The 19,576-nt window shown below is 40.5% G+C and carries 16 protein-coding genes; 11 read left to right on the forward strand and 5 right to left on the reverse strand.

Annotated elements, in window-relative coordinates; genetic code table 11:
* The 8 genes from AACV33_RS13560 to galE form a co-directional block, all read left to right on the forward strand.
* Positions 1 to 746, forward strand: a 746-nt coding sequence (locus AACV33_RS13560) for a UDP-N-acetyl glucosamine 2-epimerase (protein ID WP_182700300.1), incomplete at its 5' end; no start/stop codon positions are given.
* Positions 747 to 800: 54 nt separating this feature from the next.
* A complete protein-coding gene (locus AACV33_RS13565; RefSeq protein ID WP_182700301.1) occupies positions 801 to 2,012 on the forward strand; it encodes a glycosyltransferase in 1,212 nt (403 codons plus the stop codon).
* Position 2,013: 1 nt separating this feature from the next.
* Entirely contained in the window at positions 2,014 to 2,898 is an 885-nt protein-coding gene (locus tag AACV33_RS13570) for an NAD-dependent epimerase/dehydratase family protein (protein WP_182700302.1), read from the forward strand.
* A gap of 10 nt (positions 2,899 to 2,908) precedes the next feature.
* The gene (locus tag AACV33_RS13575; protein ID WP_182700303.1) at positions 2,909 to 3,457 is read left to right on the forward strand and encodes a sugar transferase; all 549 of its coding nucleotides are present in this window, start codon (positions 2,909 to 2,911) and stop codon (positions 3,455 to 3,457) included.
* Between the two features lie 15 nt (positions 3,458 to 3,472).
* On the forward strand, positions 3,473 to 5,404 hold the full coding sequence (locus tag AACV33_RS13580) for a polysaccharide biosynthesis protein (protein WP_182700304.1): 1,932 nt from the start codon (positions 3,473 to 3,475) through the stop codon (positions 5,402 to 5,404).
* A 148-nt stretch (positions 5,405 to 5,552) separates the two neighbouring features.
* On the forward strand, positions 5,553 to 6,719 hold the full coding sequence (locus tag AACV33_RS13585; protein ID WP_182700305.1) for a nucleotide sugar dehydrogenase: 1,167 nt from the start codon (positions 5,553 to 5,555) through the stop codon (positions 6,717 to 6,719).
* Between the two features lie 329 nt (positions 6,720 to 7,048).
* A complete protein-coding gene (locus tag AACV33_RS13590; protein WP_182700306.1) occupies positions 7,049 to 8,002 on the forward strand; it encodes a DHH family phosphoesterase in 954 nt (317 codons plus the stop codon).
* Between the two features lie 253 nt (positions 8,003 to 8,255).
* Positions 8,256 to 9,263: a UDP-glucose 4-epimerase GalE gene (gene galE, locus AACV33_RS13595; RefSeq protein WP_182700307.1), complete on the forward strand. Its 1,008-nt coding sequence runs from the start codon at positions 8,256 to 8,258 to the stop codon at positions 9,261 to 9,263.
* A gap of 402 nt (positions 9,264 to 9,665) precedes the next feature.
* On the opposite strand, the gene gpmM is transcribed toward galE, so the two are convergent.
* Both gpmM and AACV33_RS13605 read right to left on the reverse strand, forming a co-directional pair.
* Positions 9,666 to 11,198, reverse strand: coding sequence for a 2,3-bisphosphoglycerate-independent phosphoglycerate mutase (gene gpmM, locus AACV33_RS13600; RefSeq protein WP_182700308.1), 1,533 nt, complete (start codon positions 11,196 to 11,198; stop codon positions 9,666 to 9,668).
* Positions 11,199 to 11,554: 356 nt separating this feature from the next.
* Positions 11,555 to 12,895, reverse strand: coding sequence for an MATE family efflux transporter (locus AACV33_RS13605; RefSeq protein WP_182700309.1), 1,341 nt, complete (start codon positions 12,893 to 12,895; stop codon positions 11,555 to 11,557).
* Between the two features lie 569 nt (positions 12,896 to 13,464).
* On the opposite strand from AACV33_RS13605, the gene AACV33_RS13610 reads away from it, so the two are divergent.
* Together AACV33_RS13610 and groL are read left to right on the forward strand one after the other, a co-directional pair.
* A complete protein-coding gene (locus tag AACV33_RS13610; protein ID WP_017022481.1) occupies positions 13,465 to 13,752 on the forward strand; it encodes a co-chaperone GroES in 288 nt (95 codons plus the stop codon).
* 94 nt (positions 13,753 to 13,846) lie between these two features.
* Positions 13,847 to 15,484, forward strand: a complete 1,638-nt coding sequence (groL, locus tag AACV33_RS13615; protein ID WP_182700310.1) for a chaperonin GroEL — start codon at positions 13,847 to 13,849, stop codon at positions 15,482 to 15,484.
* 593 nt (positions 15,485 to 16,077) lie between these two features.
* On the opposite strand, the gene tpiA is transcribed toward groL, so the two are convergent.
* Positions 16,078 to 16,848 (reverse strand): triose-phosphate isomerase, encoded by a 771-nt coding sequence (gene tpiA, locus AACV33_RS13620; RefSeq protein WP_012549122.1) that lies wholly within the window; start codon positions 16,846 to 16,848, stop codon positions 16,078 to 16,080.
* A 285-nt stretch (positions 16,849 to 17,133) separates the two neighbouring features.
* Here tpiA and AACV33_RS13625 point away from each other — a divergent pair, with 285 nt between their 5' ends.
* Positions 17,134 to 17,481, forward strand: a complete 348-nt coding sequence (locus tag AACV33_RS13625; protein WP_026025268.1) for a 5-carboxymethyl-2-hydroxymuconate Delta-isomerase — start codon at positions 17,134 to 17,136, stop codon at positions 17,479 to 17,481.
* A gap of 33 nt (positions 17,482 to 17,514) precedes the next feature.
* Here AACV33_RS13625 and AACV33_RS13630 read toward each other — a convergent pair whose 3' ends face one another.
* The gene (locus tag AACV33_RS13630; RefSeq protein WP_182700311.1) at positions 17,515 to 17,856 is read right to left on the reverse strand and encodes a DUF3135 domain-containing protein; all 342 of its coding nucleotides are present in this window, start codon (positions 17,854 to 17,856) and stop codon (positions 17,515 to 17,517) included.
* A 450-nt stretch (positions 17,857 to 18,306) separates the two neighbouring features.
* Positions 18,307 to 19,314 (reverse strand): class II fructose-bisphosphatase, encoded by a 1,008-nt coding sequence (gene glpX / locus AACV33_RS13635; RefSeq protein WP_017020406.1) that lies wholly within the window; start codon positions 19,312 to 19,314, stop codon positions 18,307 to 18,309.
* Positions 19,315 to 19,576: the final 262 nt, after the last annotated feature.

Below are 19,576 nucleotides of genomic sequence, written 5' to 3' on the forward strand. Positions count from 1 at the left end.
CAGAAGAAACAAATCGACGTATTGTTGACCATACTGCGGATGTTAATTTAACTTATAGTAGCATTGCTCGTGATTATCTTTTAGCTGAAGGTTTGCCAGCGGATCGCGTAATTAAAACGGGCAGCCCTATGTTTGAGGTATTGAATCATTATATGCCTCAAATTGATGCATCTGATGTGTTATCTCGTTTAGGCTTACAAAAAGGTCAGTTTTTTGTAGTTAGTGCTCACCGTGAAGAGAATGTTGATTCTCCGAAACATTTAGCAAAATTAACAGAGACGTTAAATAAAGTAGCTGAACATTATAATTTCCCTGTGATTGTATCTACGCACCCTCGAACGCGTAATCGAATTGAAGCTCAAGGTATCGAATTTCATAAGAATATACAATTGCTTAAACCGCTAGGTTTTCATGATTATAATCATCTACAGAAAAACGCTAAGGTAGTATTATCAGATAGTGGTACTATTAATGAAGAATCTTCTATCATGAATTTTCCAGCGTTAAATTTACGTGAAGCACATGAACGTCCTGAAGGGATGGAAGAAGCATCAGTAATGATGGTGGGGTTAAGTGTTGAACGTGTGATGCAAGCATTGCAAATATTAGAATCTCAGCCAAGTGGACATGAACGTTTACTGCGTCCAGTGTATGATTATAGTATGCCAAATGTATCTGATAAAATGGTGAGAATTATTCATTCTTATACGGATTACGTTAAACGTGTTGTGTGGAAAGAATATTAAAGAAATGATGGGCTTATAATAGCCCCTTATTTTTATCTTTTATCTGGAGCTTTTGTGAAAATTCTTGTTGTTAGCCAATACTTTTGGCCTGAAAATTTTAGAATTAATGATTTGAGTGTTGCATTAAAAGAACGTGGTCACGAGATAACAATATTTACTGGACAACCAAATTATCCTTCAGGTGAACTGTTTGAGGAATATAAAAAAGATCCCGCATCATTTAGCTACTTTCATGATATGCCTATTATTCGAACACCTATTTATACTCGTAAAAAAGGCAGTATAAATTTATTATTGAATTATTTGTCGTTTGTATTATCTGGCTCACTCTATGGCCCATTAAAGCTAAGAGGTGAAGAGTTTGACGTTATCCTTGTGTGTCAATTAAGTCCTGTAACCGCTGCTATTCCTGCTATTTCTTTTAAGTATGCTAAAAGTATACCAATAGTAATGTGGTCTTTAGATCTATGGCCTGAATCATTAGAGGCTGTAGGAATGATTAAATCTAAAAAGGCATTAAATATTGTGGGGAATTTAGTCTCATGGATATACAAGCACTGTGATGTAATTTTGGGACAATCAGAATCTTATTTAGACGCTGTTCGTCGACGTAGTGGTGCTAATACTAAGTTAGAACTATTTCCTAATTGGGCTGAAGACCAATTTAATATTTTTTGTGAAAAAAATCAGGAAGTACCAATGTTGACTATCCTTTTTGCTGGAAATATCGGGGATGCTCAAGATTTTGAGTCAATTGTTGAATGCGCGAAAATCTTAAAAGAAAATAAAGTTAATGTTGTCTTCTCTATCGTTGGGAATGGACGTAAATTTAATTGGCTTGAATCTGAAATAAAAAAAAATCAGTTAGATGATCTATTTGTGCTGCATGGCCAGCACCCTTTAGAAAGGATGCCCGATTTTTATTCAAAAGCAGATCTGGCATTGGTATCTTTAAAGCCTGATGATATTTTCGAACGAACAATACCAGGGAAAATACAATCGTATATGCTATCGTCATTACCTATTTTGGCAATGCTTGATGGTGAGGGAGCAAAATTAATAAATAATGCTAATTGTGGTTTAACCTGTTCAGCAAGTGATGCTAATTCATTGTATCAAAAAATTAAAATAATAAGTGAAATGTCTTTAGTTGAAAGAAATACGTTAGGTTCTAATGGTAAAAGATATGCGGACTTATTTTTTAGTAAAGAAAAATTAGTTACGCGTTTAGAAACAATTTTAAATGATGTATTGAAGGTTAATTAATATGAATATTTTATTATCTGGTGTTACTGGCTTTATAGGGCAGCAGGTATTACTTCAAGATAAAATGAGTAATATTCATCGATGTGTAGTCCGAGAATCTTATAAAAATAAATTAATCAGTGAAACATTTATTGTTGAGGATATAAATAAGAGTACTTCTTGGAATACTGCATTTATCAATATTGATGTCATCATACATTTAGCTGGTATTGCTCATAATAAATCGACAAATTCAGATGCAATATTTGAAACAAATACGTTAGGTACACTGAAGTTAGCAAGAGATGCGGTAGCTAATGGTGTTACAAGGTTTGTTTTTGTTAGTACGGCTTCTATTGATGAAAATAAAGGGTTATTTTCAGCCCAAACACAATCAAAGTATGATGCTGAAGTTGGACTAAAAAAAATTGCAGGTGAAACAGGATTAGAAGTTGTTATTGTTAGGCCAACTTTAGTTTATGGTCCTAATGCTCCAGGGAATTTTGGTGCTCTGACACGTTTGATAAATAAAGTACCAGTATTGCCATTTGGTTTAGTAAATAATAAGCGTGATTTTATTTCGGTTCAAAATCTCGCAGATTTATTGATTACTTGTGCAAATGAACCAAAGGCTACTGGACATACATTTTTAGCTTCTGAAAATGAAGCCGTATCGATTAAAGAATTTACGAATGCTATAGCCAAAGGACTTGGTACCAATTTAATACAATTACCTTTTCCAGTTGGTTTAATGCGTCTAACGGGAAAGTTGTTAGGAAAATCGATAATGATTGAGCAGCTTGTCGGTACTCTTGAAGTTGATTCATCTAATTTGAAAGATGTCTTAGATTGGGTACCACCTTATACCATGGAAGAGTCGATGGCTTTTCTTAAAGAAAAAAAATAAGAGAGATTATATGATCCGCAGTATAGATTTTCTGGCCGCTTGTTTAGGTTTATTGTTTTTATGGCCAATTTTGTTAATTGTCGTCATTATCGGTCTGTTTGATACTGGCTCTCCAATTTTTGTACAAGAGCGTGTAGGACGTAATAAGAAATCATTTAAACTTATTAAATTTCGCACAATGTCTGTTGAAACAAAGTCAGTAGCAAGTCATTTGGCTAATCATTCATCAATTACAAAGCTAGGTGCTTTTTTGCGTAAAACTAAAATTGATGAATTGCCACAATTGATTAATGTCGCCAAAGGTGAGATGAGTTTAGTTGGGCCAAGACCAAATCTTTTTAACCAAAAAGAGTTAATTAAAGAGAGAGATACTTTAGGAGTATATGATGTACTTCCTGGAGTTACAGGCCTTGCTCAAGTGCAGAATATTGATATGTCGACACCTGAACTATTAGCTAAAACAGATAAAATAATGATCGATTCGCTCACTATTAAGCTCTATTTTAAATATATAATAATGACAGTTACAGGAAGCGGCTCGGGCGATGCCATTAAATAATAAAAGAGAATAACCATGCAATTTTTACAACCGATTTGGGGTATGCCAAGGCCAATGAAGCGCTTTGTTAGTGTTGTTGTTGATATTTTATTTATCACCCTTGCTTTTTGGGGAGCTTTTGCTACCCGTTTAGATTCGATTGATAGTTATATTTTTGAAGAGTCTTATTGGAAGCTACTTGCGATTTTAATACCATGTACTCTACTTGTGTTTACTAAAAGTGGTTTATATAGAGCTATTCTCCGTTATTTAAGCCTACATGCTGTATTAAGTATTTGTATATCAGCTATTCTTTCTTCTGCTTTTATCGTATTTTTTTCTTATTTTAATTATTTGTACATGCCTCGTTCTGTGCCTATTATTTATGTAACTTACTTGGTCGTTTTATGTGGTGGTTCACGTTTACTTGTGCGTCTATTATTGTCTGATGTATTAGGAAAACAAAAAAAGAAGATCCTTATTTATGGTGCTGGCTCTGCGGGATTACAGTTGGCAAATATGTTGCGTCAAGGTAAAGAATATCATCCAATGGCATTTATTGATGATGATAGAAAAAAACATAAGACAACGATGCAAGGAATTACTATATTTCGTCCTAAATATTTAGATTGGCTGACAAAAAAACACAGTGTTAGTACTGTGTTATTGGCGATACCATCAGCAACGCAAGACCAGAAAAAAAAGATTATAGAATCGCTCGCCCAGCGTCATCTTGAAGTGTTAACGATTCCTAATTTGGACGATTTGGTTAATGGGAAACTTTCTATTGGTGAATTGAAAGAAGTCTCTATTGATGATTTATTAGGGCGTGATCCTGTGGCTCCTCAACAAGAATTAATGGAAGCCAATATTAAAGGTAAAGTGGTAATGGTGACAGGGGCTGGAGGTTCTATTGGTTCTGAACTTTGTCGACAAATTATCCGTAATAAACCAAAGGTACTCATTTTATTTGAGCTGTCAGAATTTGCTTTATACCAAGTTGAACGTGAATTATCTCAATTGGTTGCTACTGAAGAGTTGTCTGTTCAAATCGTTCCTTTGTTGGGATCTGTACAGCGCTTAAATCGCTTAATTACGACGATGAAAACATTTCAAGTTCAAACGGTTTATCATGCAGCCGCTTATAAACATGTTCCGTTAGTCGAATATAATGTGGTTGAAGGGATTCGTAATAATATTTTTGGGACTAATTATACAGCAAGGGCAGCTATTGAGGCGAAAGTTGAATCTTTTGTTCTGATTTCAACAGATAAAGCCGTTCGCCCTACAAATGTAATGGGTACGACTAAGAGAATGGCTGAACTTGGTTTACAAGCATTAGCTGAGAAAGAAAATAAAAAAGAGAAGGGTACCCGATTCTGCATGGTTCGCTTTGGTAATGTTCTTGGTTCATCTGGTTCTGTTATTCCTTTGTTTAAGAAGCAGATAGCAAAAGGTGGACCAATCACATTAACACACCCTGATATCACTCGTTATTTCATGACGATTCCTGAAGCCGCCCAATTAGTGATTCAAGCGGGCTCTATGGGCAAAGGTGGAGATGTATTTGTGTTGGATATGGGTGAATCGGTGAAGATCGCAGATCTTGCTCGGAACTTAATTAATTTATCTGGTTTAGAAGTCAAAGATAATGACAATCTTGGTGGCGATATTGAAATACTATGCACAGGCCTCCGCCCTGGTGAGAAGCTTTATGAAGAGTTACTTATTGGAGACCATGTGGGTAAAACAGAGCATGAGCGGATAATGACTGCCCATGAAGTTTTTTTACCATTAAACGAGTATAACGATCTGCTTGATAAATTAGATTCAGCATGCAACGGATTTGAGCATGAAACAATTCGCCAATTATTAATCGACGCTCCTACGGGGTTTTCTCCTGTAGACGGAATTGGTGATTTAGTGTGGAAAGCGGGGAAAGTTGAGAGTAGCCGTTGTTGTAATTAATCGTTAGAGTGACCGTTTATTTTCCCATTTTTACAGATGAAGCTGACTCTTGTTATCCTAGGCATAGAGCAATAAGAGCCAGCGTATCGTCACTACTTTTCATTTGATTTATAATCAACTCAGTTAAATTCCCCTAAGGATAACAATAATGAAAATTGCCATTGCAGGTACAGGTTACGTTGGCCTTTCAAATGCAGTGCTATTAGCACAGCATAATGAAGTGATTGCGGTTGATATCATGGCGGAAAAGATTGAGCTAATTAACAATAAGCAGTCACCGATTTCAGATGTAGAGATTGAAGACTTTCTTGCCAATAAAGAATTAAACCTAATAGCAACGCTTGATAAAGAACTGGCATACAAAGAGGCTGAGTATGTCATTATTGCGACACCAACTGATTATGACCCCGTGACTAACTATTTTAATACAGGTTCAGTTGAAGCGGTGATTAAAGACGTAATGGCGATTAACCCAAATGCGGTGATGGTAATTAAATCGACTGTTCCTGTGGGTTATACGGAGCGTATTAAGCAAGAGCTAGCGTGTGACAACATTATATTTTCACCTGAGTTCTTACGTGAAGGTCGTGCTTTGTTTGATAATCTTCACCCTTCTCGCATTATTGTGGGTGAGCAATCTGATCGTGCGCAAGTGTTTGCTAATTTATTGGTGCAAGGGGCGATTAAAGATAATATTGATGTTTTATTAACGCACTCAACAGAAGCGGAAGGGGTGAAGTTGTTCTCTAACACGTACCTCGCTTTACGTGTGGCTTACTTTAATGAACTAGACTCTTACGCTGAAGCGCATGGGTTGGATGCTCGTCAGATCATTGAAGGTGTTGGTTTAGATCCTCGAATTGGCAATCACTACAATAATCCCTCGTTTGGTTATGGCGGATATTGCTTACCAAAAGACACCAAGCAGCTATTAGCAAATTACCAAGAAGTCCCAAATAACATTATTGGTGCGATTGTAGATGCAAACCGCACTCGTAAGGACTTTGTTGCTGAGTCAATCATGAAGCGCAACCCTAACGTTGTGGGTATCTATCGTTTAATTATGAAAGCGGGATCGGATAACTTTCGAGCTTCTTCAATTCAAGGCATCATGAAACGCTTGAAAGCCAAAGGGGTTGAAGTGGTTGTGTATGAACCTGTCTTGAAAGAAGCGGATTTCTTTAATTCACGTGTTATTGAAGATTTGAATGAATTTAAACAAGTCTCTGATGTGATCGTATCAAATCGTATGATGGAAGAACTCGCAGACGTTGAAGGTAAAGTGTATACCCGCGATTTGTTTGGTAGTGACTAAAAGCAGGGCGCTTCGCTCCGAGAGACGAGGACGGACTTCGTCCTATAGCGGCGAGTAAGAGCTTAAAAGAGAGAGCGGATATGACTGATTTGGTTGTATCCGCTTTTTTTGCTCTTATTCGAAGTGGTTTAGTTAGTACAACGTATCGTTTCTAGTTATGAATAATCAATCCCTCTCAACTTCCCCCTTATATTAAAATGATGCAGCCGAGTGATAATGTTGATAAAGGGGAAAAGCATTTCTCCTCAATCTTGCAAGTGCCGCGCCCTGAATGCGGTTTCTAGTCATGCTATATTATCCAAAGAAAATAAATAACAATGGATTGGTATATGAACTACGATATTTTTAATGGTGATGCTGATGGCATTATTGCGCTTCTTCAACTTCGTTTTGCTTATCCACAAGAATCTATCTTAGTGACGGGTATTAAACGTGATATCCAATTGGTTCAAAATATTACGCCTCAAGCAGGGGATAATGTCACTATTTTAGATCTCTCAATGGAAAAGAACATCGTAGCCCTAAAGCTCATTTTAGAGTCTGGCGCGGCGGTATTTTATGCCGATCACCACCGCTCTGGTGATATTCCTGAGCATAATAATTTATCGGCTTATATCGATTTAGATGCGAATGCGTGCACAGCTTTGATTATTGATAATCTGCTCGGCGGTCAATTCCATGACTGGGCAATTACCGCAGCCTATGGTGATAACTTAATAGCAAAAGCCGACGAGCTTGCAGAGACTGCTGGATTTTCTTTAAAGCAAAAATTAGAGCTTAAAGAATTGGGGACATTAATTAACTATAATGGCTATGGGGCGAAGGTTGAGGATTTGCATTTTGAACCGGCCGAGTTGTATCAAGCGTTGTTAAAGTATCCATCCCCTTTTGATTTGATCGCTGATACAGAGTCTCCATTTTATACGCTTAAAAAGGCGTATTTATCCGATATGGATAATGCATTATCGATTGAAGCTCAGTACAAAAGTGAGAAATTGAGCGTATTTGAACTGCCAAATGAAGCATGGGCTCGTCGTATTAGTGGGGTATATGGTAATCTTCTCGCAAATAAATACCCGAACTCGGCACATGCGGTATTAACGCAAAATGTGGATGGCACGTATATGGTGTCACTGCGAGCGCCGCTGAATAATAAACAAGGTGCAGGAGAGATCTGTAGCTCGTTTGCAACCGGTGGTGGACGTGAAGCCGCGGCAGGAATTAATGCATTGCCGAAAGAGTCAATTGCAGAGTTCGTTACTGTGGTTGAGAGTAAATATTAGAGCGTAAAGCAAAAGCGTAGGATTCAGGTTTCAGGAAGATCAAAAGCGAGATTAGAACTCGGATTGGTCGTGGTTGTTGCAACGACCACAATACTGTTCCTTCCCTTAATAAGGGGGAGGATCTAAAAGCCAAAAGCGACCTCCTTTGAATTCCGCGAGCGTAGCAATCTGAATTTTATTTAACAAATTTATAATATTTTGAATATTGAAGCGGATACTACTCGCTTTTAAAAAATAATAATTAGGACACAAAATGAATATTTTAGTCACTGGCGGCATGGGCTACATCGGTAGCCACACATGTGTACAAATGATTGAAGCGGGCTTAACGCCAATCATTCTAGATAACTTATACAACAGTAAAGAAGTGGTGCTTGATCGCATTGAAGCTTTGGTTGGTGTAAAACCTAAATTTTATGAGGGTGATATTCGTGATCCTCAAATCTTAGCAACCATCTTTGCTGAAAATGAAATTGATAGTGTTATTCACTTTGCTGGTTTAAAAGCGGTGGGCGAATCGGTTGAAAAACCAATCATGTATTACGATAACAATGTTTCAGGTACGTTAGTATTAGTTGAAGCGATGCGTAAGGCGGGGGTTAACAGCATTGTATTTAGCTCATCAGCAACCGTTTATGGTGACCCTGCATCTGTGCCAATTAATGAAAACTTCCCAACATCAGCAACGAATCCGTATGGACGTAGTAAGTTGATTGTTGAAGAGTGCTTAACTGATATTCAAAAAGCGCACCCTGAAATGAGCGTGACATTATTGCGTTACTTTAATCCTGTTGGCTCTCATAAATCAGGCACCATGGGTGAAGACCCACAAGGTATTCCAAATAACCTAATGCCTTTCATCTCACAAGTGGCTGTTGGTCGTCGTGAGTTTTTATCGGTATTTGGTGATGATTACCCAACCGTTGATGGAACTGGGGTTCGTGATTACATTCATGTTGTTGATTTGGCTGATGGTCACTTAGCGGCTCTGAAATACAAAGGTAAAGAAGCGGGTCTTCATATCTATAACTTAGGCACAGGTAAAGGCTACAGTGTTTTACAGATGGCAGAAGCGTTCTCTAAAACGGCTGGGGTTCCTGTTCATTATAAAATTGCGCCACGTCGTCCGGGTGACATTGCTGAATGTTGGGCTGACCCTGCGAAAGCTCGTGAAGAGTTGAAGTGGGAAGCGAAGTTGTCTCTTGATGATATGACAGAAGATACGTGGCGTTGGCAGTCGAATAATCCAAAAGGGTATTAAGAGCGGAAGAGTGCTAGTGGGGTAAGAGTGGTCCAGTAGTTCTATGGTTAAAGATTAAAAGAAAGATCAGGGTTTAGATCAGTCGCAGGCTCCCTTGCTGAGTTAAGGGGGATCGTTGTGGTTTCAGCGAGTGCAATACGTTCCCTCCCCTTAATAAGGGGAGGCTTAGGGAGGGGGTGTTACGATGAAGGTGAAATCGAGTGCATAGTTAACTTGATTTATATGCTGTTAGTTCTTGACCCCCTCCCAGCCTCCCCCTTATTAAGGGGGAGGAGCAAAGAGTCAAAGCACCTCCCTCTGAACTCTTGCACTTGTTCTACGCTTTTCCTGAAACCTAAAACAAAAAATGCCCACAGGCCATAAAACCTGTGGGCATTTTAATTTATCGCCTATCTAAAACTCTTATTTAAAAAGAATCTCACCTGACATTTCAGCAGGAATTGCTGTATCAGTTAGCGCTAGCATAGTTGGAGCTAGGTCAGACAGTTTACCGCCTTCTTTAAATTCAATCTCTTTGCTACCTACGTAGATAAGAGGAACTGGAAGGTTAGTATGAGCGGTGTGAACGCCACCTGTTTCAGGGTTGATCATCATTTCAGCGTTACCGTGATCGGCAGTGATAAGCATTTGACCATCAACTTCTTTGATAGCTTCAACCACTTTACCGATACACTCATCTAGAGCTTCCATTGCTTTAACAGCAGCTTCGTATACGCCAGTGTGGCCAACCATGTCACAGTTAGGGAAGTTACAAATGATAGCGTCATATTTACCAGATTTGATTGCTGCAACTAATTTTTCTGTTAGCTCAGGTGCGCTCATTTCAGGTTGTAGATCGTAAGTTGCTACTTTTGGAGAAGCAACAAGTTGACGCTCTTCGCCTTCAAACTCGTCTTCTTTACCGCCGTTGAAGAAGAAAGTAACGTGTGCGTATTTTTCAGTTTCAGAAATACGTAGTTGAGTTTGACCTTCTTTAGATAACCACTCGCCGTAGGTGTTCTCTAGAGACGCAGGAGAGAACGCGCAAAGAAGAGGAATGTTTGCAGCGTATTGAGTCAGCATCACAAAATCGATTGCTGGGAATACGTTACGAGCAAAACCATCGAAATCAGGAACGAATGCACGTGTAATTTCACGAGCACGGTCAGCACGGTAGTTCATGAAGATTACCGCATCGCCATCAACGATTGCTGCTGATTCTTCGTCTTCTGCTTTGATTTCAGTTGCTTGTACAAACTCATCGTTTTCTTCACGAGCGTAAGCCGCTTCAAGACCTTCAACCGCTGAATCAAAAGTGAATACTGCTTTTGCTTCAGTCATTAGGTCGTAAGACTTTTGTACGCGATCCCAGTTATTATCACGGTCCATTGCGTAGTAACGACCAATTAGAGAAGCAACACGGCCTTTGCCTAGTTTAGCGAATAGCTCTTGGAAGTTTTTCAAAGAGTTTTCAGCTGAACGAGGTGGAGTATCGCGTCCGTCTAGGAAGCAGTGTAGGTAGATTTTTTCTGCGCCACGTGCTGCTGCCATTTCTACTGCTGCGTAGATGTGATCTTCATGAGAGTGAACGCCACCTGGAGACATAAGGCCCATGATGTGTACAGCTTTGTCTGCTTTAACTGCTTTGTCGATAGCGTTAACTAGCGTTTCGTTTTCTTGGAATTCACCATCAGAGATAGCTTTAGTGATGCGAGTAAGATCTTGATATACAACACGACCAGCGCCGATGTTTGTGTGACCTACTTCAGAGTTACCCATTTGACCATCAGGTAGACCAACGTCCATACCAGATGCAGAAATCAGTGTATTTGGTCGAGTAGCCATTAGGCCATCAAGAACTGGAGTATTTGCGTTTGTGATTGCGTTATCTGCTTGAGCTTCACGGTGACCGTAACCATCAAGAATAACTAGAGCCATAGGCTTTTTAGCTGACATAAAGGTGTTCCTCGTCAATAACTTAATAAATTCGAATAAATAACTTTGTGTAATTTTACTACAAAGTGAGTAAAGGGGCCAGAAACTATACGCTGCGCTAGCTAGAGACTAGATCGCTTCGCTCCTATAAAAGCAAAAGCTAAGAGCAAAGAGTTCAGAGGTGATTGCTGTTGCTTTTAGCTCCTCCCCCTTACTAAGGGGGAGGCTGGGAGGGGGTCAAGAACTAACAGCGTCTAATCAAGTTGGATTTGTATTCAATTCAACCATCATCACAACAACCCCTCCCTAACCCTCCCCTTATTAAGGGGAGGGAACTGTATATCATTTGCTGCAATTACCGCGATCACCTCTGAACCCTAAGAGCTTATCGTCTCTAGTAACTTACTGCGCTTTATGTAAATCCAAGCCGTGGTACCACCAAGAATATTCCCTATAGCAATGCCTATAAATAAGCCTTCCATACCATAATAATGACTACCAACCCATGCGGTTGGAAGCGTAAATATAAATAATCGCATGAAGCTCCAACTGAAAGAATGCAACGGTTTTTGCATCGCATTTAAGCTACTGACTAGCACCATGATGATGCCTTGAAATCCATAACTGAACGGAACACAAATTAGATACATCCATAATCCATGTTGGACTAAACCATCCTGACTAAATAAGTGGGACAGCGGAATACTTAATGGAACAATTAAAATATAAAGAAATAATTGGAATAATACGGAAAATTTTACGGCCAGAAAGATGGCTTCTTTGACTCTTTCTGGCTGTTTTGCTCCTAGGTTCTGAGCCACAAAAGGACTTAATGCTGAGGTGAGAGAGATCATAACAAGCAGCATTAATGATTCGACTCGTTGCGCTGCACCATAAGATGCGACGGCAACGGTTCCTTGGCTGGCAAGCATCATCATTAAGATGGCCCCTGAAATAGGGTTTAACGCGGTCGATAAACCGGCAGGAGTTCCTATCGAAAGTATTTGCTTCCAATCACTAAATAGTGATGACATCTTCGGCAGAGCAAGTAGTTTTACTTTGTGGGTTAGTACATAAAAAGAGGCACATAAAGCCCCAAACCAACTGATGCCACTGGCGATAGCCGCGCCTTTGATCCCCAACTCAGGAAAAGGGCCATAACCAAAGATAAGTAATGGGTCGAGTATGCCGTTGATTAGCCCTGCGAGCATCATGATTTTCGCGGGTGTGGTGGTATCTCCGGTCGCTCGTATGGCACTGTTGCTCGACATTGGTATCACAAGAAGTGGAATAGTGAGGTACCAAATTGACATATATTGGTGGATCAATGGAATGAGTTTGTCTTCAGCGCCAAGTAAACGAAAAAGTGGATCAATGGTAAAGAAACCAATGAAGCAAGCGATGATGATTAACCCAATGGCGAGTATTAAGCCATGAGTCGTGAGTTGCGCGGCATGACGACTGTTGCCTTGACCTAATAAGCGGCCAATAGAGGCTGATAGCCCAACCCCAATACCCATCGTGATACAGTTAACAGCAAACGTCACTGGAAAGGTAAAGCTGACTGCTGCAAGCGCATCAGTCCCTAAAAGAGAAATGAAAAAAGTATCAACAAGGTTGAAAAGTAATATCGCCACCATGCCAAACACCATTGGTGTCGTCAGTTTTAATAAGATGTCTGCGATGGGTTGAGTGAGTAAACCGTGTTTATCTTGCATGACATTCTCGCATGGTAGTGGGATGAGTAGTGTATAGGAAATAGGGACGAGATTCGAGGACGCTGCGCTCGAGGGGCGAGGAAAAGCGAAGAGCTAAGAAGGGCAGATTTCAGAGGTGATCGTTGTTGTGACAATACGTACAATACAGTTCCTCCCCTTGATAGATGCACTGTTGAGATTGGAAATATTGATATAAGGGGAGGCTAGGAGGGGTTGTTAGTGATGAGTTTGAATTTACCTTCATAATTAAGAAAATATGGTCAACCCCTCTAGCTCCCCCTTGTATTGACTATGTAGGTCTCATCAAAATAGTACTTAAGGGGGAGAACCTTCTTTGTCGTTGTGATTACAGTATTCGCAATACAGTTCCTCCCCTTGATAGATGCACTGTTGAGATTGGAAATGTTGATATAAGGGGAGGCTAGGAGGGGTTGGTAAGTATAGCCTCTAGTTCTTTAAATATTTGCACCATAAGCCCTTGCAATCCCCCCCAAAAAACCCCATTAATAAACCAAAGCCAAATCATGGCACTTTATTCTTAAATGGAACATTATCAGGAGATACGAGCAATGAATATCCGTCCTTTACATGACCGAGTGATCGTTGAACGCCAAGAAGCTGAATCAAAATCTGCAGGCGGCATTGTATTAACAGGTTCAGCGGCTGAGAAATCAACTCGCGGTATTATTCTAGCTGTTGGCAATGGCCGCATCTTAGAAAATGGTTCTGTACAGCCATTAGACGTAAAAGTAGGCGATTCAGTGATCTTCGCAGAAGGTAACATCAAGGCAGAAAAGATCGACGGTAAAGAAGTGTTGATCATGTCTGAATACAACATTCTGGCTATTGTTGAATAATAAGCACTCGTTGAGTAATTCGATTTTCGAACTCTGCTATTTTCGATACTACTAAAAGCGATATTAAGAAAAGAATTTAAAAAGGAAAGTAAAGATGGCTGCTAAAGACGTTAAATTTGGTAATGACGCACGAATCAAAATGCTAGAAGGTGTAAACGTTCTGGCTGATGCGGTAAAAGTAACATTAGGTCCTAAGGGTCGTAACGTTGTTTTAGATAAATCATTTGGCGCACCAACGATCACTAAAGATGGTGTTTCTGTTGCACGTGAAATCGAGCTTGAAGACAAGTTCCAAAACATGGGCGCACAAATGGTTAAAGAAGTGGCTTCGCAAGCGAATGACGCGGCGGGCGACGGAACAACAACGGCGACAGTTCTTGCTCAAGCAATCATTGCTGAAGGCCTAAAAGCCGTTGCTGCTGGCATGAACCCAATGGATCTTAAACGTGGTATCGACAAAGCAGTAATTGCTGCCGTTGAAGCACTTAAAGAGCTGTCTGTACCATGTGCTGATACAAAAGCTATCGCGCAAGTAGGTACTATCTCTGCAAACTCTGATTCGACTGTTGGTAACCTTATTGCTGAAGCAATGGAAAAAGTAGGTCGTGATGGCGTTATCACTGTTGAAGAAGGTCAAGCTCTTCAAGACGAATTAGACGTTGTTGAAGGCATGCAGTTCGACCGCGGTTACCTATCTCCATATTTCATAAACAACCAAGAAGCGGGTTCTGTTGATCTAGAGAGCCCATTCATCTTGCTTGTTGATAAAAAAGTATCAAACATCCGTGAATTGCTTCCAACTCTTGAAGCAGTAGCGAAAGCATCTCGTCCTCTTCTAATCATCGCTGAAGATGTTGAAGGCGAAGCGCTTGCTACTCTAGTTGTGAACAACATGCGTGGTATCGTTAAAGTTGCAGCGGTTAAAGCTCCTGGTTTTGGTGACCGTCGTAAAGCAATGCTACAAGATATTGCAGCATTAACTGCGGGCTCTGTAATTTCAGAAGAGATCGGTCTAGACCTTGAAAAAGTAGTTCTTGAAGATCTTGGTCAAGCGAAGCGTGTAACTATCACGAAAGAAACAACAACTATCATCGATGGTGCTGGTGATGAGGCTATTATCTCTGGCCGTGTTTCTCAAATTCGTCAACAAATCGAAGATGCGACATCTGACTACGATAAAGAAAAACTTCAAGAGCGTGTAGCTAAACTTGCTGGCGGTGTTGCAGTAATCAAAGTGGGTGCGGCGACTGAAGTTGAGATGAAAGAGAAGAAAGACCGTGTTGAAGATGCACTTCACGCAACTCGTGCTGCCGTTGAAGAAGGTGTTGTTGCTGGTGGTGGTGTTGCACTTATCCGTGCTGCGTCTAAGGTTGTTGGCCTTGAAGGCGACAACGAAGAGCAAACTGTGGGTATCCGTTTAGCACTTCGCGCAATGGAAGCACCACTTCGTCAAATCGTTAAAAACGCAGGTGAAGAAGATTCAGTTGTTGCTAACAACGTTCGCGCTGGTGAAGATAACTACGGTTATAACGCAGCAACAGGCGTTTACGGCGACATGATCGAGATGGGTATTCTTGACCCAACTAAAGTAACGCGTTCTGCACTTCAGTTCGCTGCATCAGTTGCGGGTCTTATGATCACAACAGAAGCAATGATCACTGATAAGCCACAAGATTCAGGTTCTTCTATGCCAGATATGGGCGGCATGGGTGGAATGGGCGGTATGATGTAATCATCCCCACAAACTGATTCGCTTTATAGTGTAATTTGTTTGAAAAGCCGAGGCAGAGATGTCTCGGCTTTTTTGTGCGTGTAGAAAGATCACCCCCTCCCAGCCTCCCCCTTACTAAGGGGGAGGGGCCGATTGTAGTTGTTGGTAATTTCAGCGAATACAATACAGTTCCCTCCCTTTGATTGATGATTTATTGAGATTGAGGATGTTGATATAAGGGGAGGTTAGGAGGGTTGTTAGTGATGGGTTTGAATTTATCTTCATAATTAAGGAAACATGAGCAACCCCCTCTAACTCCCCCTTATATTGATTATACCGACCTCATAACCCTAGCAATTAAGGGGGAGAACCGTTCTTTGTCGCTGTAATTTTTGCGATTATAATTCTGCCTGAAACCTCGCTTTTTGTTCTTACAGTGTCTAGAGCGAAGCGTTCTAGTCAGCGCAGCGTATAGTTTCCAGCAATCACCCTCAACCCTGCTATTAAAAACAAAAAAAACCGCAGATGCTTTCACATCTACGGTTTCAAATTGTTCACAGAGCCAAGTTCTTCCTCGCCCCTAGAGCGAAGCGTCCTCGGTTCTCGAATCTTAATTAAGCTTTTGCTTTAGCTGCTGCTTTAGCGATAGCTGCAAAGCTTTTCGCGTCAAGTGCTGCGCCGCCAACTAGAGCACCATCGATGTCTGGTTGTGCGAAGTAAGCTTCAGCGTTTTCAGGCTTAACAGAACCGCCGTATTGGATAACAACGTTCTTAGCAACTTCTTCTGATTTCTCAGCAATGTGAGCACGGATTTGGGCGTGAATGCGTTGTGCATCTTCAGCTGTAGCCGCTTTACCAGTACCGATAGCCCAGATTGGTTCATAAGCGATGATAGCGCCTTCAAGAGCTTCAACGCCTTGAGTGTTGATAACAGCGTCAAGTTGACGTGCACAAACAGCCATTGTTTCGCCAGCTTCGTTTTGTGCATCAGATTCACCGATACAAAGAACAGGAGTTAGGCCGTTTTCTTTTAGGAAAGCGAATTTCTTAGCAACAAACTCGTCTGATTCGTTGTGGTATTCACGACGCTCAGAGTGACCGATGATGATGTGTGTAGCACCAAATTCTTTCAGCATAGCTGGAGACATGTCGCCAGTGAATGCACCGCTGTTGTTTAGGTCAGAGTTTTGAGCACCTAAGATGATCGCGCTGCCCGCTTCAGTAAGCGTACGCTCAGCAAGGTCAATAAATAGTGCTGGTGGAGCAACTGCAACGTCTACGCCTGTAACGCCTTCAAGTTCAGCGTTAAGACCGTTTAGTAGATCAACAACCATTTCTTTGCTGCCGTTTAATTTCCAGTTACCCATAACTACAGGATGACGCATAGGATTCTCTCCAATTCAAATTAATGTAAAAAACTTGCGTAAAAATATAACAGATTTTACGACAGATTTAGTGTCTAAAATCATTTTTATGCATAATTTTAATGCTTTTATTTCGAAGTGCGAAAGATTATGAACTGAAAAGCGAAATATGTTGAGATTAATTTACGTGGAATGAAGTGTGATAACTTAGGCACTTTTTTATTGAGGGGATTGTAACTTAATCTCTTTCACTGAATGATGGAAAAGTAATCACTTTTATTCTGCTACACAAACAAGGAAGTAATGATGCCGCACTTAGTTATGGAATATTCAAATTCAGCAGACGAGCGATTAAATATGCAGGGCTTGTTAGAAGACTTACATCAAGTGGCGATAGATTCGGAACTGTTTTCTGTTGATGATGTTAAATCAAGGGCGATTCGAGTGCATTCATGGTTAGTTGGCGATAAAGGAAACAGTGTGGACTTTATTCACATTACCATCGAGTTACTGTCAGGCAGAACCACTGAGCAAAAAAGAGAACTCAGTCGAGCATTAATGGATGTACTAGCAGAACAGGCGAGCCATATTGATAGCCTCACGATTAATGTGCGTGATATGGAAAAAGAAAGCTTTCAAAAAGTGGGTCAATAAGTACGGCTGCGAGACAAAGCCCCTGCGTATTTTTTAATGTTTGATTTTACATTGAGCATTAGGAAATTGAATAATATCGGCGGCTTGATGCTCATCCATGGGTTTATTTAGGCAATTGGCAAAACGAACAAATTGCTTACCGAGTTCGTGTCCTAATAATATATTGATATGGTTAGGGTTATTGCCTCTTTTTATGACACGTTCTATATGACTTTGTTGAGCCAGTAATGGTCCTTGATGCTCTTCTGGAAGGCTTCCAATAAACTCCATACTTAATTGGTGGCGTAATGCCTCTAATTGTTCCGGATCCTTTTCTGCTAATGCTTTAAGTTCGTCAAATGAAGGTAAGACGGTTTGATAATAAGAATTAGGCATTGGCTGACTCCTTGTCTTTTTATAACAATACATTCAGCTTAGTCGGCTTTTTGATATTTGGAAAAGTGGGATGAGGGATATTTAAGGCATGTGTCTTTTTTGAGATGAAAGGTCAGGATTCAGGGCGCTTGCTTTTGACTTTAGCTCCTTCCCCTTACTAAGGGGGAGGTTGGGAGGGGGTCAGAACTTACAGCGCATAGATCAAGTTAACTATGAACTCAATTCAACCTTTATCGTAGTAACCCCTCCCTAATCCTCCCCTTATTAAGGGGAGGGGATTGTTTATTATTCGCTGTAACCACAACGATCCCCCTGAATCCAGCAAGGGAGCTTGCGACCGATCTGAAACTTGAATTCTCTTAAAATAAAAAACCGCAGATGCTCTCACATCCACGGTTCAAATTTACGTCACAGGAACTAGGCCCATAGGACCGATCTTCCCGCTTTTAATTAAAGAATAAAATCTCTAACTTCTTTGTCTTTACGCTCTAGGTAATGAATCGACTTAATGCGACGAATGGTACGACAACGACCACGGATAAGCAGCGTCTCAGTTGTCGCAATATTACCTTGGCGAGTAATGCCTTCTAGCAAATCACCTTTCGTGATCCCAGTTGCTGCAAATACAACATCATCGCTACGAGCCATGTCTGTCATTTTTAAGATAACGTTCGCTTCTACGCCCATTTCTTTGCAGCGCTTGAGTTCTTCTTCACCATAAGCTCGGTTTTCTTCTGTATCGCCTTTCACTTCGTGACGAGGAAGAAGACGAGCTTGCATGTCGCCATCTAATGCGCGGATAGCGGCAGCAGAAATTACCCCTTCAGGTGCTCCGCCGATACAGTACATTACGTCAACTTCACTGTCTGGCATACACGTTAGGATTGAAGCCGCAACATCGCCATCAGGCACAGCAAATACACGAACGCCCATTTTTTGCATTTTCGCGATCATGACATCATGACGAGGTTTAGCAAGTGTGGTTACAACTAGTGTATCCAGTGTTTTGCCTAATGCTTTAGCGACATTCTCTAAGTTTTCTTCGAGAGAAAGGTTAAGGTCGATTGCACCTTTAGCACCAGGACCAACAACTAATTTTTCCATATACATATCAGGCGCTTTTAAGAAACTGCCTTTTTCGCCAGCAGCAAGTACAGCAAGTGCATTGGATTGCCCCATTGCTGTCATGCGAGTTCCTTCAATTGGGTCAACTGCGATATCTACGGCATCACCACCGGTACCGACGGTCTCGCCGATATATAGCATCGGTGCATCATCGATCTCACCTTCACCAATAACAATCTCACCACTGATGTCAGTTTTGTTCAGAAGAGTACGCATTACTTCAACAGCAGCGCCATCGGCAGCGTTTTTATCACCACGGCCAAGCCATTTGTAACCAGCCAGTGCGGCACCTTCAGTAACTCGAGAAAAAGCCATTGCTAGATCGCGTTTCATATTTGCTCCGAATAATCGATGAATGGATAAAAATCGCGAAGATTTTATCACAACAAAAAAGGAAACGTTTGCTTTTTAGGTGAAAGAGTTATTTTTGATGAAATTTAAAGAAGATAATGGGACTAAAAATCATGTGGTTGAACTCAAATAATCAGGCTAAATTTCTAGTTTTAGTATGAGGTTCGTTTTAATCTTAAGAAATAAGGTCAGATGTTGGTTAAAACTGTCTTTTTTTTGTTCATATAATGCAATTTAATGAATA

This window comes from Aliivibrio sp. SR45-2, assembly GCF_963890165.1.
Taxonomy (GTDB): domain Bacteria; phylum Pseudomonadota; class Gammaproteobacteria; order Enterobacterales; family Vibrionaceae; genus Aliivibrio; species Aliivibrio salmonicida.

Bases quoted from the DNA above. Each gene is read 5' to 3' on its own strand.
- AACV33_RS13570 (WP_182700302.1), top strand. From the start codon at position 2,014: ATGAATATTTTATTATCTGGTGTTACTGGCTTTATAGGGCAGCAGGTA.
- AACV33_RS13575 (WP_182700303.1), top strand. From the start codon at position 2,909: ATGATCCGCAGTATAGATTTTCTGGCCGCTTGTTTAGGTTTATTGTTT.
- AACV33_RS13580 (WP_182700304.1), top strand. From the start codon at position 3,473: ATGCAATTTTTACAACCGATTTGGGGTATGCCAAGGCCAATGAAGCGC.
- AACV33_RS13585 (WP_182700305.1), top strand. From the start codon at position 5,553: ATGAAAATTGCCATTGCAGGTACAGGTTACGTTGGCCTTTCAAATGCA.
- AACV33_RS13590 (WP_182700306.1), top strand. From the start codon at position 7,049: ATGAACTACGATATTTTTAATGGTGATGCTGATGGCATTATTGCGCTT.
- galE (WP_182700307.1), top strand. From the start codon at position 8,256: ATGAATATTTTAGTCACTGGCGGCATGGGCTACATCGGTAGCCACACA.
- gpmM (WP_182700308.1), bottom strand. From the start codon at position 11,198: ATGTCAGCTAAAAAGCCTATGGCTCTAGTTATTCTTGATGGTTACGGT.
- AACV33_RS13605 (WP_182700309.1), bottom strand. From the start codon at position 12,895: ATGCAAGATAAACACGGTTTACTCACTCAACCCATCGCAGACATCTTA.
- AACV33_RS13610 (WP_017022481.1), top strand. From the start codon at position 13,465: ATGAATATCCGTCCTTTACATGACCGAGTGATCGTTGAACGCCAAGAA.
- groL (WP_182700310.1), top strand. From the start codon at position 13,847: ATGGCTGCTAAAGACGTTAAATTTGGTAATGACGCACGAATCAAAATG.
- tpiA (WP_012549122.1), bottom strand. From the start codon at position 16,848: ATGCGTCATCCTGTAGTTATGGGTAACTGGAAATTAAACGGCAGCAAA.
- AACV33_RS13625 (WP_026025268.1), top strand. From the start codon at position 17,134: ATGCCGCACTTAGTTATGGAATATTCAAATTCAGCAGACGAGCGATTA.
- AACV33_RS13630 (WP_182700311.1), bottom strand. From the start codon at position 17,856: ATGCCTAATTCTTATTATCAAACCGTCTTACCTTCATTTGACGAACTT.
- glpX (WP_017020406.1), bottom strand. From the start codon at position 19,314: ATGAAACGCGATCTAGCAATGGCTTTTTCTCGAGTTACTGAAGGTGCC.